This window comes from Meishania litoralis, assembly GCF_042611095.1.
In the GTDB taxonomy this organism is placed as follows: domain Bacteria; phylum Bacteroidota; class Bacteroidia; order Flavobacteriales; family Flavobacteriaceae; genus Meishania; species Meishania litoralis.
Genome location: NZ_JBHFPV010000002.1, coordinates 241,438 through 256,598 on the forward strand (window position 1 = coordinate 241,438; position 15,161 = coordinate 256,598).

15 protein-coding genes are annotated in these 15,161 nt (G+C 41.6%); 9 read left to right on the forward strand and 6 right to left on the reverse strand.

What is annotated here, in order from left to right:
* Positions 1-3: 3 nt before the first annotated feature.
* On the reverse strand, positions 4-1,317 hold the full coding sequence (locus tag ACEZ3G_RS10140; protein ID WP_432425372.1) for an interleukin-like EMT inducer domain-containing protein: 1,314 nt from the start codon (positions 1,315-1,317) through the stop codon (positions 4-6).
* Positions 1,318-1,695: 378 nt separating this feature from the next.
* On the opposite strand from ACEZ3G_RS10140, the gene ACEZ3G_RS10145 reads away from it, so the two are divergent.
* A complete protein-coding gene (locus tag ACEZ3G_RS10145; RefSeq protein ID WP_432425373.1) occupies positions 1,696-1,851 on the forward strand; it encodes a hypothetical protein in 156 nt (51 codons plus the stop codon).
* A gap of 206 nt (positions 1,852-2,057) precedes the next feature.
* Here the strand turns inward: ACEZ3G_RS10145 and ACEZ3G_RS10150 are convergent, their stop codons facing one another.
* On the reverse strand, positions 2,058-2,921 hold the full coding sequence (locus ACEZ3G_RS10150) for a sigma-70 family RNA polymerase sigma factor (RefSeq protein WP_432425374.1): 864 nt from the start codon (positions 2,919-2,921) through the stop codon (positions 2,058-2,060).
* A 175-nt stretch (positions 2,922-3,096) separates the two neighbouring features.
* Here ACEZ3G_RS10150 and ACEZ3G_RS10155 point away from each other — a divergent pair, with 175 nt between their 5' ends.
* The 4 genes from ACEZ3G_RS10155 (at position 3,097) to ACEZ3G_RS10170 (ending at position 7,495) form a co-directional block, all read left to right on the forward strand.
* Entirely contained in the window at positions 3,097-3,606 is a 510-nt protein-coding gene (locus tag ACEZ3G_RS10155) for a DUF6155 family protein (RefSeq protein WP_432425375.1), read from the forward strand.
* Between the two features lies 1 nt (position 3,607).
* A complete protein-coding gene (locus ACEZ3G_RS10160; protein ID WP_432425376.1) occupies positions 3,608-4,537 on the forward strand; it encodes a 2-hydroxyacid dehydrogenase in 930 nt (309 codons plus the stop codon).
* A 165-nt stretch (positions 4,538-4,702) separates the two neighbouring features.
* A complete protein-coding gene (locus ACEZ3G_RS10165) occupies positions 4,703-6,214 on the forward strand; it encodes a DEAD/DEAH box helicase (RefSeq protein WP_432425377.1) in 1,512 nt (503 codons plus the stop codon).
* A gap of 51 nt (positions 6,215-6,265) precedes the next feature.
* Positions 6,266-7,495, forward strand: a complete 1,230-nt coding sequence (locus tag ACEZ3G_RS10170) for a glycosyltransferase (protein WP_432425378.1) — start codon at positions 6,266-6,268, stop codon at positions 7,493-7,495.
* 49 nt (positions 7,496-7,544) lie between these two features.
* Here ACEZ3G_RS10170 and ACEZ3G_RS10175 read toward each other — a convergent pair whose 3' ends face one another.
* Positions 7,545-8,402 carry a hypothetical protein gene (locus ACEZ3G_RS10175; RefSeq protein ID WP_432425379.1) on the reverse strand — a complete coding sequence of 286 codons (858 nt, stop codon included), beginning with the start codon at positions 8,400-8,402 and terminating at the stop codon, positions 7,545-7,547.
* Between the two features lie 177 nt (positions 8,403-8,579).
* Here ACEZ3G_RS10175 and ACEZ3G_RS10180 point away from each other — a divergent pair, with 177 nt between their 5' ends.
* Complete coding sequence (locus ACEZ3G_RS10180) at positions 8,580-9,422, forward strand: 1,4-dihydroxy-2-naphthoyl-CoA synthase (RefSeq protein ID WP_432425380.1); 843 nt, start codon at positions 8,580-8,582, stop codon at positions 9,420-9,422.
* Positions 9,423-9,744: 322 nt separating this feature from the next.
* Here the strand turns inward: ACEZ3G_RS10180 and ACEZ3G_RS10185 are convergent, their stop codons facing one another.
* Positions 9,745-11,091 carry a serine hydrolase domain-containing protein gene (locus ACEZ3G_RS10185; RefSeq protein ID WP_432425381.1) on the reverse strand — a complete coding sequence of 449 codons (1,347 nt, stop codon included), beginning with the start codon at positions 11,089-11,091 and terminating at the stop codon, positions 9,745-9,747.
* Positions 11,092-11,185: 94 nt separating this feature from the next.
* Here ACEZ3G_RS10185 and ACEZ3G_RS10190 point away from each other — a divergent pair, with 94 nt between their 5' ends.
* Genes ACEZ3G_RS10190 through ACEZ3G_RS10200 form a run of 3 tightly spaced genes read left to right on the forward strand, consistent with a single transcriptional unit; the run spans position 11,186 to position 13,737 of the window.
* Positions 11,186-11,608, forward strand: coding sequence for a 3D domain-containing protein (locus ACEZ3G_RS10190; protein WP_432425382.1), 423 nt, complete (start codon positions 11,186-11,188; stop codon positions 11,606-11,608).
* Positions 11,601-12,275, forward strand: a complete 675-nt coding sequence (locus tag ACEZ3G_RS10195) for an N-acetylmuramoyl-L-alanine amidase (protein WP_432425383.1) — start codon at positions 11,601-11,603, stop codon at positions 12,273-12,275. The genes ACEZ3G_RS10190 and ACEZ3G_RS10195 overlap by 8 nt, the downstream gene beginning before the upstream one ends.
* Positions 12,265-13,737, forward strand: coding sequence for a M14 family metallopeptidase (locus ACEZ3G_RS10200; protein WP_432425384.1), 1,473 nt, complete (start codon positions 12,265-12,267; stop codon positions 13,735-13,737). The genes ACEZ3G_RS10195 and ACEZ3G_RS10200 overlap by 11 nt, the downstream gene beginning before the upstream one ends.
* A 49-nt stretch (positions 13,738-13,786) precedes the next feature.
* Here the strand turns inward: ACEZ3G_RS10200 and ACEZ3G_RS10205 are convergent, their stop codons facing one another.
* Positions 13,787-13,954 (reverse strand): hypothetical protein, encoded by a 168-nt coding sequence (locus tag ACEZ3G_RS10205; protein ID WP_432425385.1) that lies wholly within the window; start codon positions 13,952-13,954, stop codon positions 13,787-13,789.
* Positions 13,955-14,255: 301 nt separating this feature from the next.
* Positions 14,256-15,083 (reverse strand): OmpA/MotB family protein, encoded by an 828-nt coding sequence (locus ACEZ3G_RS10210; RefSeq protein ID WP_432425386.1) that lies wholly within the window; start codon positions 15,081-15,083, stop codon positions 14,256-14,258.
* Between the last annotated feature and the right edge of the window lie 78 nt (positions 15,084-15,161).

Consider the following 15,161-nt stretch of genomic DNA (forward strand, 5'->3'; position numbering starts at 1 on the left):
AAATTATTTCGATAGCTTCTTTGGAGGCAAATCGAATGCCCATTTATCGGCATACATACCATAGACGATTCCGATTTCATTTTCCTGCACATATTTCTCATCTTTTCCTTCATCAAAGTTCACGTGATACACGTACACTTTAATTCCATGCTTCTTTAGTTCGAGCATCAGGTCTTTGTTCTTTTCGATGGCTCTTCGCGAAATGGCCGCATATTTCACATTGTTGACCTTCAAAAAATTGAGTTTGTCGCCTTTGATGCCAAAGAAGGGCTTATGTGAAATCATCGCGTTTATACCATGTTGAGTGGCCTTTTCTACGGCCATGACACTAAATAGTTCCATAATCAATCGATCTTTGTCCACAAACGCGTCCGCAAAAGCTATGGGGTCGTTCACCTTATCGGTTACCAGAGTAGCATCGGGATGTTCGGCAAACCATTTGTTGATTCCTTCCATATCAAGTGTTTCATAATCACCGTAGATATTTTCTTTTTTGAACTCCGCAAGGGTGGGAGGTAGCGTGCCTTTGTAATCGGTAAAGCGCGACCACATGTTCCAGTCATGCGCGGCCACCAGATGACCATCGGAGGTTTCTATTATGTCCAATTCGAAAAGGCGAAAACCTTTTTTATAGTTCTGGTCCAGGGCGGCTTTCGAATTGGTAGATTTATGACCGTCTACTTCACCACCTGCATGGGCGATATATCGATCGTTGCTAGGCTCGAAATCGTAAGTGATTTTAGGAAAATAGCTTGCACTATCGACAATGTTCTTTGGAAGGGCAGAAGTTAGAGAAACCGAAGTATCGCTTACCTGTTCAACTATCTTGCCATTAATATTATGCATGGCATAGGCTTGTCTGGTCTTTAAAAGGCTCAATTGTACAAACCCCATATTAGCAAGTTTGGCTTTTTGTTTCATTAAACTTTTGGCGGCGGAGTCATGGGCCAACATCGCAAAAACTGCATTGTTGTTTCGTAATTTTTCAAGAACCTGAACCAATTGTTCAGAGGCTTCCTCACTTTCGTGGGTATCAAAGGTCATAAACTCGAATTCATCCGATGTATTAAAATGGATGATGGTGAGCCCCCGTCTGATTTGCTCTTTTTTACCGTTAATTGTAAAACTGCTCCGTTTTTGGGCATTGAAACTATTGCTCGACAACTTGATTGTCGGAGTTTCCTTTATGTTTTTTTCAACGATAGGATTACACGAACCGACCATTGCCGACCCCATCAAAATTCCACCGAACATAAAATATAGCGCCATGATGGTCCAAAGTCTTTTCAAGGCCTTATTTATCATAATTGTTTTCATATTCATGCTTTGGTAATAAGGTAGCATATAAGTGGTTTTTGAATAAGGATAAATCTTAAGTATCAACGATTTAAAAGACATCTTATTGCGATAGGCCCAACCGTTCAATTTTGTCATCATCATAGGGTCAAACTACAGCATACGAACAAACCCATTAAGGGGTGGCAGGGCCGAAGTATGATTCTTTGTCAATAAATTGACCTACCGTGCCGTAACCGTCGTTTCAATTGCTCTTTGACCGCCCAAAGGTTAAATTTTTCGATGAACTGCATGCCCGCTGAAGTCAATAAAAATGGGTTCTCTACAGGTTTAACGTTCTATACAACAAAATCTGAAAGCTATACCACAATTTATTGCTCAATGGCGTCGTTATTAAGTATGTTTACCAAACAAATTCAGACCAAATCGAATATAAACCTTAACCCTCGAACCACCATGCTTTATGATACCTACGGAGAGGAATATATAGTGTTCCTTCAAGAATTGAACGAAATATTGAGTTTAAATGAATTGGTAGAATTGGATTACATGTAATCTGTTCGACCTTCATCTAAAAATCCCAAATTATGGCAAATCAGAATCCAGACAACGCATCTTATTTGAATTTCATTGAAAATTTGAATGAAATTTTGGTTGACGTGAACATCAACAAATTGAGTTATTCTTAAGTGAATCAGTGTTCAAAGAAAAATCCCCTTGGTTTTTAAAAACCAAGGGGATTTTTTTATTGTCACCTTATATTAACCCAAGTACGTCTTCAATAATTTGCTTCTTGAATTGTGTCGCAGTTTACGAATGGCCTTTTCACGTATCTGGCGCACTCTTTCACGTGTAAGGTCAAAAGTTTGCCCGATTTCGGCAAGGGTCATTGATTGCTGATCACCTATTCCGTAATATAGTTTGACAACATCGGCTTCCCTTGGGGACAATGTTTCCAAAGCACGGTTTATTTCGGTGTTTAACGACTGTTGCATTAATATGTTGTCCGGGCGAGGAGATTCTCCTGAGCGAAGTACGTCGTATAGGTTCGAATCTTCCCCTTCGCGCAGGGGCGCGTCCATAGATACGTGCCTACCCGAGTTTTTCAATGATTGCTTAACCTCGTTTACGGTCATTTCAAGTTCCTTCGCGATTTCCTCGGCCGAAGGCGGCCGTTCGTGCGCCTGCTCTAGATACGAAAACGTTTTCTTTATTTTATTGATCGATCCAATCTTGTTCAAGGGCAGTCGAACTACGCGCGATTGTTCTGCCAAGGCTTGTAAAATGGATTGTCGGATCCACCACACGGCATACGATATGAATTTAAACCCACGGGTTTCGTCAAAACGTTTGGCCGCTTTTACAAGTCCTAGGTTGCCCTCATTTATAAGATCCGGAAGTTTTAGACCTTGATTTTGATATTGTTTTGCCACCGAAACAACAAATCGCAAATTGGCAGTGGTCAGTTTTTCAAGTGCGGCTTGGTCTCCGGCACGAATACGCTGGGCCAATTCTACCTCTTCACTCGCATTGATCAAATCTATTTTACTGATATCTTGCAAGTACTTGTCCAACGATTTTGACTCACGATTGGTTACCTGCTTGATAATCTTAAGTTGCCTCATATGTATGTAATGGTTTTTGAATGTTCTACAAGAGTTCATAATACATTTTTCTGGCGTCTTTTCCAAAGGGATACGAAAATTCTTATACAGATTTTATGAGAACTTTAGTAATAATGCACCAATTGCGCCGATATTTTGGGTGCTTCCTGTATTTTTAGGTTTTAAAAGTTGTGAAATGAGCAAAAGGGGTTTAAAAAAATACCTGTCCGAATTAAAAAAAACCGAACTTGAAGCACAGCTTATGGACCTGTACGAACGTTTTCCCGTGGTAAAGGAGTATTATGATTTTGTCTTTAACCCTAAAGAGGACAAGCTGGTGCAAGAGGCCAAGTCTAAAATTTCCAATGAATATTTCCCGACCAAAAGAAAGCGTCCCAAAGCAAGACGGTCGGTAGCACAAAAATTTATTAAGCATTATTTGAAGTTGGGTGTCGAACCGCATTTGGTGGCCGATATCATGTTGTATAACCTAGAGGTAGCGCAGACTTTTTCTATGGAACGCAATCTCCCAGATGCTTTTTTCAAGAGTATGTCCAATTCATTTGCGCAGGCCGTGCACTATATTTCGGGCAACAGCATGTTGAACGATTTCAAGGAAAGGATCATGAAAATCTATACGCTTACACAGGATAGTAATTGGCCTTATAAGGAAAGTTTTACCAAGGCCCTTGATATAATCGATTGAAATGGCAATAGTAATCATACGACAAGACGGAAAGATACCTTTGTGGCAACGGGCATTGAAAAAGGTGGCCCCACAAGTACCGGTCTACAGCTACCTTGAACCACATCCGAAGGAAGAAATAACGATGGCGTTAGTCTGGAAGCACCCAAAAGGACAATTAATGGATTATCCTAACCTAAAATGTATTGCCTGCAGTGGGGCAGGAGTTGACTTCATTTTTCAAGATGAAAATAGACCGAAAGAGTTGCCCATTACAAGAGTAGTCGACACCATGCTTGCCCAGGACATGTCTGAGCACGTGGTCGCCGTAATCTTTAGTTACCTCAAGCACCTTGGGCATTATCGTATAGCTCAAACACGGAAAATCTGGAGACCGATGCAATATCACCGTATCAAAGACTTCAAAGTGGGCATTCTAGGACTCGGAGTTTTGGGAAGTGTGCTGGCCAAAGATCTCGTTCGGTTTGGTTTTCGGGTGCAAGGCTGGTCGAACTCAAAAAAATCATTGGGGCACGTCAAATCGTTCGCCGGTCAGGAACAACTATACCAATTCTTGCAAACGACCGAAATACTGGTTTGCCTTTTACCATTAACGGACAATACCACTGGTATTTTAAATGCAGCCCTTTTCAAACAATTACCTAGGGGAGCTTACTTGATCAATGTGGCCCGTGGCGGACATGTCATTGATGCCGACCTGATCGAATATCTTGACAACGATCATCTTTCGGGGGCTTGCCTTGATGTTTTTCACGAAGAGCCTTTGCCTGCCGACCATCCGTTTTGGGAGCATGACAGAATCCATATGACCCCTCACTACGCCAGTGTTTCGGATACCGAATCTGTCGTACCCCAAATCTTGGAAAACTTCCGAAGATTGCAAATGGGCGAACCCCTTTTGAACGTCGTATCAAAAGAAAGAGGGTATTGATTTGGCGATTGCCAAGTTCAAATAGTTCAAATTGATTCGAAGGAGTTCATATTTTCTTCCATAATTCCATTGGATATATTTCGACCAAGGACAAATTTCTGTTAATTTTGCAAAATTCAGGTGTCGCCAATAAAATTGCGGCATTGATTAAATGCGATATACCTTTTGAAGTTACAGAACGATACTGCCGAAAAGACACTCTACGATTACCAAGAAGACGACCTGAATTCGATTTTCCGGTATTTGGAAGACGATTCTGAGACCGGTAATCTTTTATACCAGCTCCCTACGGGAGGAGGCAAAACGGTCGTTTTTTCAGAAATTGCGCGCCGGTACATCGAAAAGACCAAGAAAAAAGTCGTCGTTCTTACCCACCGTATCGAATTGAGTCTTCAGACATCGAAAATGTTGACCGGTTTTGGCGTCAAAAACAAAATAATCAATAGCGAGGTAAAAGAACTCACCGACCAAGACGAATTCATGTGTTTCGTGGCCATGGTCGAGACCTTGAACAATAGGTTGCAAGAAGAAAAGGTCGAAATCAATAATATCGGTCTCGTCATTATTGATGAAGCGCATTATAATTCATTTCGAAAATTGTTCAAATATTTTGCCAAGTCCACGATTTTGGGCGTTACGGCAACCCCGTTGAGCTCGAATATCAAACTTCCCATGAAGGACAACTATAAAAAGTTGATCGTGGGCGAGTCCATTGAATCATTGATCAAGAAAAAATTCCTTGCGAAGGCGAACGTCTACAACTATGATGTCAGCTTGCAAAGCCTAAAGCTTGGGATCAGTGGTGACTATACCGTTAAGTCTTCCGACGAGCTGTACAGTAATCAAAGCATGCTGGGCAAATTGGTAAGCGCATACAACGAAATCGCCCTGGGTACCAAGACATTGATATTCAACAACGGGATCAGCACATCGCGATATGTCTATGAGACCTTTAAAAAAGCGGGTTATAACATACGACATCTCGACAATAAGAATACGGCCTCTGAACGTCGCGAAATATTGGATTGGTTCTCCAAGACTCCCGATGCCATTTTGACTTCGGTAAGTATTCTGACCACTGGTTTTGACGAACCGACGGTCGAATCCATCATCTTGAATCGGGCCACCAGATCCTTGACACTATACTTTCAGATGATAGGAAGGGGGTCTAGGGTGTTGGCCGATAAAGAAGAATTCAATGTAATCGATATGGGGAACAACGTTGCCCGTTTCGGTATGTGGGACGCCCCCATAGATTGGCAGGAAATATTCCATTTCCCCGATTTCTATTTGGAAAACATCAAGAACGACGAGGAAATCGAACGCGAATTTGTGTACGAGATGCCCAAAGACCTAAGGGCCAAGTTCTCGAAATCATCGAATATCGAGTATGATGTGAAAGAAGAGTACAAAAAAATATTCGCGCAAGGGTTGAAATCAAAGATCGTTCTGGAAAAAAGTATCGAGCAGCACGCACAAATATGTGTCGAAAATGCCGATGATGTATTTGATGCCCGTATCTTGGCCAAAGAATTGAAAGAAGAAATCGCCTATCGTGTCCGTCAGTATTCCTATTGTATCATGAACAACACAAAAAACTATAAGGAATGGCTGGAAGAGGATTATGAACGAAAACTTCGGTCGGCCATATCGCACAAATTTGCGCAAAAAATGTAAGTTTTGCCGGCCATGTCAGAATGGGCCCACTTTTTCACTCGAACTTGACACTTGAAAAAACTCCTTATCATATCGACCGATTGGCCTGCTCCCCATTATTCGGCGGCCGGGGTACGCCTAATGCAGCTCGTTGGTTTTTTCCAGGCTGAAAAGTACCGAATAACTATTGCAAGTACTGCGGATAAGTCTGGTGTCAATGCTTCCGATTTTGTCGGAATCGAACTGGTTTCCATACTTCTGAACGATGCATCATTCGATGCTTTCCTATCCGATTTAAGTCCAGATGTTGTGCTTTTCGACCGTTTTATGGCCGAGGAACAGTTCGGGTGGCGTGTCGCGGAACATGTGCCGAATGCCCTTAGAATCTTGGATACGGAAGATTTGCATTCCCTGCGCAAGGTGAGGGAACAGGCCTTGAAGCAAAACATTGAATTTACCAAATCATCATGGCTGCAAAATGATCTGACGAAAAGGGAAGTCGCCAGTATCTATCGTTGCGACTTCTCGTTGATTATTTCATCCTTTGAAATGGAACTGTTGAAACCAATAGTTACCAACCACGAATCATTATTGTTGCATCTACCCTTTATGATGAATGCCTTGGATGATCTGACAACAAAATGGAATCCTTTTGAGAAACGAAAGGATTTCATTTTCATAGGTTTTGGTGGACATGCGCCCAATATCGATGCCATTGGGCAATTAAAAAATGAGATTTGGCCTTTGATCAAATTGGCACTTCCTGAATCGACCTTGCATATTTATGGCAGTAATTTTCCACAAAGCATTACGCAGTTGCACGATGTCAAAGCCGGGTTTCTGATCAAGGGATGGGCCGAAAATGCCGAGAAGGTCATTGCCAATGCCAGAATTATGTTGGCCCCATTACGTTTTGGTGCCGGCCTAAAAGGTAAACTGACCGATGCCATGCGATGTGGCACCCCATCGATAACCACCTCTATTGGGGCAGAAGGTCTGCATGGCGGCATACCATGGAACGGAAAGATATGTGACGATCCAAAAATTTTTGCTCAAGAAGCAATTGCCCTATATGGCAATAAAAAAGAGTGGGAACAGTGCCAAAGAAATGGTATTGCCATCGTAAACGCATGCTTCGATAAAAAAGGACTTGAGGCACAGCTCAAATCAAAACTTGCATCGGTTCAAACGAATTTGGACTTACATCGCTCAAATAACTTTTTAGGGGAAATGCTACGTCACCAAACCATGGCGAGCACCAAATACATGTCAAAATGGATCGAGGAGAAAAATCGGGATTAAAAAAACGAAAGGTTCCCAATTCATACAAATAGTCAGTTGCTTGTAATTTTCATATCCTCCTCAAGTAAACAAGGTTGTTTTTTATATCAAAAATCCAGTTGAACTTGCTGATAATTGCCGTTCCGATAACGCTCATTTTTTGCTTTCCAATACTTCCTGAAAAAAATGAAATTTCACATTTTTCGATACAATTATTGCCAAGTATAAATTGATTTAGAGTGCCATTGTATGTTTTTAGAATGTTGCCATAGGAATCCTTTAAATCTTGCTCATTGGTTATTTCAATTTTCTGGGCAATATTATTTTTGGAAGAAAATTCATCATCAAGAAGAATGCCTCCTGCGTATCCCGAATGAATTAGATATTTATTCGCAATCGTATCACTTCCAATCAATAGACCACCTTCCACAAAGTATAAATCGTTTTGGGCGTAGAGTTTAACCGTTCTATTGTCTTTGGAAATCTTGTCCGTTACATTTTTTAGAACCACTATTTGTTTTTCAAAATTTATTTCGACCACTTTGTCGGCAAATAAGTTGAGACCAATTTTTCCGTCCGTGGTCTTTCCCGAGTAATCATTTTGCCAAATGTGTAGCGAATCGAATGAAATTTCATCCGTCAATTTCAAAGTATTGTTTTTACTGAATACGGTTTCGTTGTTTCCTCCCCAACTGTCAATACTGTCCTTGTTTTCAAAACGCACACTTTTAATGCGTAATGCAGATTCTTTTGTAATCGTAAAAACATTCGCCGCGGTATGAAGCATCAGGTCAAGACTGTCAACATCATTAACAACCCCTTTTATAATAATATTGTTATCGCTGTTCAGGCTGAACGGAATGGTATCTTGTCCTACAACCCGACCGAAGGAAATAATCGATAGAAAAAGAGCAATATGGCCAAACATTGTTGTTTTTGATAATTTCAATTGCTTTTTCAATTAATGGGCCATATCGTTGAATAGACGAAGTTAAACGAATTCTTGCTCAGTTTCAAGGGTTTTGGTCAACGAACTTACATGTACTGCAGAGCGCCGCTCTTTTTGTCAAAATGCGTTACTTTGTAAGCATCAAAAGATATGACCATGCAAAAACCCAATTGGCAGACCGCAAAAGAATTTGAAGATATTACCTATAAAAAAAGTAACGGGGTAGCCCGCATTGCTTTTAACCGACCTGAAGTGCGCAATGCTTTTCGGCCCAAGACCACCAGTGAACTTTATCAGGCCTTTTACGATGCGCAAGAAGATACTTCGATAGGAGTTGTACTACTTTCCGCGGAAGGACCTTCGCCAAAAGATGGTGTTTACTCATTCTGTAGTGGGGGCGACCAAAAATCAAGGGGACACCAAGGTTATGTAGGTGAAGACGGTATGCACCGCCTCAATATATTAGAAGTACAGCGGCAGATCAGGTTCATGCCAAAAGTCGTCATTGCCGTTGTGCCGGGTTGGGCCGTCGGCGGAGGGCATAGCCTGCACGTTGTCTGTGATATGACCTTGGCCAGTAAGGAACATGCCATATTCAAACAGACCGATGCCGATGTCACTAGTTTTGACGGGGGTTATGGCTCTGCCTATCTCGCCAAAATGGTAGGGCAAAAAAAGGCGCGTGAAATCTTCTTTCTAGGCCGTAACTATTCGGCGCAAGAAGCCTATGAAATGGGCATGGTAAATGCCGTGGTGCCCCATGATGAATTGGAAGATACGGCCTACCAATGGGCTCAAGAGGTCTTGCAAAAATCGCCGACATCGATCAAGATGCTCAAATTCGCCATGAACCTAACCGATGACGGTATGGTAGGCCAACAGGTCTTTGCAGGTGAGGCCACAAGACTAGCCTACATGACCGACGAGGCCGAAGAAGGTCGTAATGCCTTTTTGGAAAAACGAAGACCCGATTTCGGAAAGAACAATTGGATTCCCTAGGTTCGAACTAAAAACCAGGATTTGTTACTTCAAAAGTTATTGACTCCCTTTTTTTTGGAGAGGCTAGGGGAGGCTGTAACTAAAAAGAGCCCCGTCTTTACGATCAGGACTCTTTTACGAGAACACTATATGAAAATGAAAAAATTATTCGCTAACTAATTACATGGTAAACTTAGGGGCTGCATACCGAAAAAAGAAACTATTGTTGTGAGCACCTGCAATTCTGTTGTGAAATGTATGATTTCTGATATTTGACCCAGAAATGATTTTTAAATAGTTATGTCAAGCCATGGTTTTAAATTTACAGGCCCGGTGCCATCTTTCAATCAATAGCCGCAAGAACTTCTTTTAGAAAACCGTTGACATCAAAATCAGGCGACTCGGCAAGACCCGTGCGTACGACGACCAGGTCTTTTGAGGGGACGATAAAAACATACTGGCCTTGATATCCATTGGCCGAATACAGATCTTTAGGAACATCGGGATATTTTCCGTTGGCGTTCAACCAAAAGTGGGCGCCATAAGTGCCGTTGGACAAAGGTGTGGGCCTAGTTACATAATCGACCCATTGCGAATCGAACAACCGCTCGCCGTTCCAATTGCCTTTGTTCAGGTACAATAGTCCGAATTTGGCCCAGTCACGTGTGCTTGCCCACCCGTATGACGAACCCACAAAGTTGCCGGCCATGTCGGTTTCGACCAACATGGAGTACATTCCTATTTTATCGATAAGTGCCGAATAAGGAAAATCGAGATATTCTTGATGGTTTTTGAACTGTTTTCTAAGAATTCCGGAAAGTAGATTGGAAGTTCCTGATGAATAATTCCATACTTTTCCATGGTCTTTCGGATTAAAATCGGTCTCTTGCTGCGCTTGTGTCATGTCCTCGTCCAAAAAGAGCATTTTCGTTACGTCTGAAATCTGGGTGTAGTCTTCGTTCCATGCCAATCCGCTTGACATTCGCAAAAGATCGTCAAGCGTAATGATTTCCCGTGGGTCAGTACCGGTCGAATCGACCAAAGCGAGCTCCTTGAATGGCCGGTAGTTCATATTTAATCTGCCCTGATATTCCAATATGCCATATAAAGTGGCCAAAACGCTCTTGGTCATGCTCCACCCTAAAATCGGGGTTTCAGGGGTAAATCCATCCGCATACCTTTCCGTGAGCAGTTTATTTTTGTAAGCGACCAATACCGTTCGTGTCTTTTGTACCTCCGCATTGGCAAACGCGCCATCAACGGCCTTTTCCAATAGGTCATAATCGACATTGTCAAAGAAGACATTATCGGTGACACGATTTTCGAAGGGATAGTAAGCAAGACTGTCTACTGTATTTCTATTGGGTCTTAAAATATTCTTCTTCGGATCATAATTATTGTTGATCAAAACGCACCCCAGTCCGTCCCTACAGATCGTTCTGCGTTCCATCAATCCGAATACCGTAGCGCTAGCCGTGTTTTCCCGCATTTCAACATCCGCCAGTTTGATCAAGGGTACATTATTGTCGTTTTCTTCGATTGAACCAGCACTTCGCTCCGCTACGAAAACACTTGAAGCCATATTCTTGGATGCATAACCCGAAATGATGTTCAATTTCGGATAGTTGTAGGCGATTACAATAATCAATATGAAGAACACCGCAAGAAGAAAACGTTTTTTACTTTTCATCAATGTATACAAATGTTAGGGTCTGCTATTAATTTGCTAATATAGCGATATGAAATACGATACGTATTCTTGAGAACATATAGGGCAACAACTTTTGACTTTTAAAACAATCATACTATTGGGAGTGCTGTCTTTTTTCTCTGCTTGTAAGGAGGAAAAGGAAAAATACATTTGGAAACCGCTCGAGGTAACGGTTTCGGCCTACAATTCGGTTTCTTGGCAGACCTCGGGAAATCCGAACATAGCGGCCTGGGGAGATACTTTGAAACCTGGAATGAAAAGCGTTGCGGTTTCCCGCGATCTCTTGCAATTAGGGTTAACGCACAATACACAGATAAAAATCGAAGGATTGGACAGTATTTATCTTGTGAAGGACAAAATGCATTCAAGATGGAGCAACCGCATCGACCTGTATATGGGCAAGGACGTAAAAAAGGCCAGGGAGTGGGGGAGAAAAAAACTCACCATTCTATATGCGGTTTTGAATGACAGTTTACAAATAGATGCAAATGAATAAAACGGTAACCCTTATCTTTTTGGTTTTCATTGCGGGCTGTACATCTACAAGAGAGGTCATTGACAGACCGATTACCTTTAACGACCAACGAAAAGAACTTTCACTAAGGTATTTAGAGGATCACTACGGAATTAAAAAGGACGCGCCTAGCATAATTCCGAAAATGATCGTACTGCATTGGACGGTCATTCCCACACTTGAAGAGTCGTTCAAGACTTTTGACCCCCCGACCCTAGAGAACTCAAGGCCGGACCTTAATTCCGCAGGAGACCTGAACGTTTCTTCGCAATTCATGGTAGATCGCGATGGCGCGATTTACCAACTACTACCTGAAACCACTATGGCCCGCCATGTTATCGGTCTCAACCATTGCGCCATAGGAATCGAGAACATTGGAGGTACGGAAGACCTTCCTCTGACCAACGCGCAATTGAAATCCAACATTTGGCTGGTGAAATATTTGGCCAAAAAATACGATATCGAATACTTGATCGGCCACTATGAATACACTAACTTTGAAGGGCATCAGCTTTGGCTTGAAAAAGATTCGGGCTACCGTACCAAGAAGACCGATCCAGGCGAAGATTTTATGCAAAAAGTGCGCAATGCGACCAAAAATTTAAATTTCAAACCCGTACCTGAAAAAAAGGATATCGATGTCAATTAATAAATACTGCCTTCCAATACTATTATTTATATGTTTCATTGCTCAAGCCCAAGAAAAGGATATTACTAGTTCCCTTTACGAAACCTATTCCAAATACAAAGAGCCGAGTCTTGACAAACGTCGCATCAAACATCATGAGATACAAGCATTAATTGCGAAGTATCAAATAAATCCTGATTTTACGGTCAAAAAGGTCGGTAGGTCGATCGAAGGCAGAAGCCTAAATCTTATAAGTGTCGGTTCGGGCAAAACCGATGTCTTTCTTTGGTCACAGATGCATGGCGATGAACCGACGGCAACGCAAGCTATTTTTGATATTTTCAATTTTCTGGATAGCGACGATTTCATGGAAGAGAAGCAAGCGATACTTGGTAACCTGACGTTACATTTTCTACCCATGTTGAATCCTGATGGTGCAGAACGTTTTCAGAGAAGGAATCTTTTGGGAATCGATATCAACCGTGATGCCCTGCGATTACAGTCCCCAGAAGGCCAAACCTTAAAAAAGGTGCGTGACAGTCTTGAGGCCGATTTCGGCTTCAACCTGCACGACCAAAGCAGATATTATAATGCGGAAAGAACCGAAAAACCGGCGACGGTTTCCTATTTGGCCCCGGCATATAATTATGAAAAAGAAATAAACGAAGTCAGGGGCGATGCCATGAAAATCATTGTTTTTATGAACAACATCATCCAAAAATACGCCCCCGGTCAAGTAGGGCGATATAATGATGATTTCGAACCACGGGCCTTCGGCGATAACATACAAAAATGGGGTACGAGTACCATTTTAATCGAATCGGGCGGCTATGCGAACGATATCGAGAAACAAGAGATCCGCAAATTGAACTATGTTTCCATTCTTTCGGCCATTTACACCATTGCCAATGGCAGTTATAAAAATATTGCTTTGGAAGATTATGAAAAGATTCCAGAGAATGACAGAAAGATGTTCGATCTGAAAATCGAGAATGCCACCTATGCATTGATGGGAAAGGATTATGTTCTCGATTTAGGTATTAACCATTTAGAAGTCGATAAAGAAGGAAATAACGACTTTTGGTACAGTAGCCGAATTTTGGACCAAGGAGACCTTTCGACCTATTACGGCTATGAAACCTTTGATGCCACGGGCTTCAAGTTGCTGCAAGGCAGGGTTTATCCTGAACTTGTAAATTCGGTAAAAGACCTAGAAACATTGAATATGGATTCGCTTTTGAAATCCGGATATACTTATATCAGGGTCAAGAATATTCCCAGCGAATTATTGGAATCTCCATATCCCATTCATATTATCAGTGAAAAATACGAGATTCCAAATTTTCATTTAGAAGTTGGCATAAACCCGACATTTCTTTTGGAACGAAACGGCACCTTTGAATACGCCGTTATCAATGGTTTTTTAATAAATGTAAGAACGGGCAAGGGTGGTTCTGGCAATGCAATGATCTATAGGCGGTAAGTCGATCTCTTACGATCAAGACCGCTCATCGAAATATGCCGCAAACTTTCTAGTAACCAAATCTAATTACCATCGCCGGACCATGTATCAACAAAATGACCAGCATGGTCATTAGCATGGTCACAATAGCGGAAAATAACAATAAGGTAGCCGCCTTGTAAGGCCTAGACATGATTCCGAGGGCACTTTTTTGAATAATTTCGCTGAATACATCCATGATTTCTTCGTTTTGTGCCAGTCTTTCGACCGACAAGATTATACAACATCATAGTCTTTAGGATGTAGGTGGTAATAAAAGTTGGGGGCGGTTAGTTGTGTAAGAAACAATTATTGCCTTAAAGACCCGACCCCATATTGTAATTTTTTGATGAAATGCGCTTTTTATTGGATGAGATGTCATCATTTGTTACACAGAAGGCCCATAAACACCATGGCTGGCAATGAGTATTATGTGGAGTCCAAGCAAAAAAAGAGCGCCATCAGGCGCTCTTTTAATCATTTTAATGCAACTTCCGTTGTTATAAGGTTTCGGCGTCCAAAAGGGCGAAAAACTTGTCAAGGTTAGGTATGATCACAATTTTTGTGCGCCTGTTTTTGGCCATATTCTCCTTAGAATCGTTCTCGACCAAGGGCAAGTAGCTGCTTCTTCCCGCCGCAATTAGTTTTGTAGGATCCACATTGTAGTCATTTTGAAGTTTTCTCACAATAGAAGTGGCCCGTTTGACACTTAGGTCCCAGTTGTCTTGCAATACTGCCGTATTGATGGTACGTGAATCGGTATGTCCTTCAACCATTACCTCCATACTTGGCTCAGAGTTGATTACCTCGGCCAACTTGCCCAAAATGGAAGATGCCTTGTTACTTATCCTATAACTACCGCTATTGAACAAAAGCTTGTCCGAAATATTGATCATAACGACCGTCTTGTCGATACTAACATCTACATCATCCTCTTCATCTGAAATGGATTTTTTAAGATTGTATGAAATTGCTAGATTCATGGAATCTTGCAATGTTTTTGCTTCGGCAAGTTTGGCTGGATCCACCTTTGCCAAGGTAGCGCGCATTTTATCCTTGGTATTATTGCTCATTACGGCAACATCGTCTACCGAGGTATATTGGCTATCATTGATATCTTTCAGGGAATTTATCTTGTCATTGTATTCTGCAACCCTTGCTTCGATCTTTGTCATTTTGGTTTCCAATTCTTCTTTCTCGACTTGGGTCTTGGCAAGTACACTTTTGGTATTCGATAGGTCATCTTCCAGAGCAACGTATTTCTTTTTCGAAACACATGATGCCAAAAAAACTACGGCCAATGAACTTACTAAAATCGATTTTTTCATTTTTATGGTGTTTTAATTATTTATACCCCTAGATACGCGCCAGCTGAAAGAATAGATGTTAAAGAAGACCAAAAACAT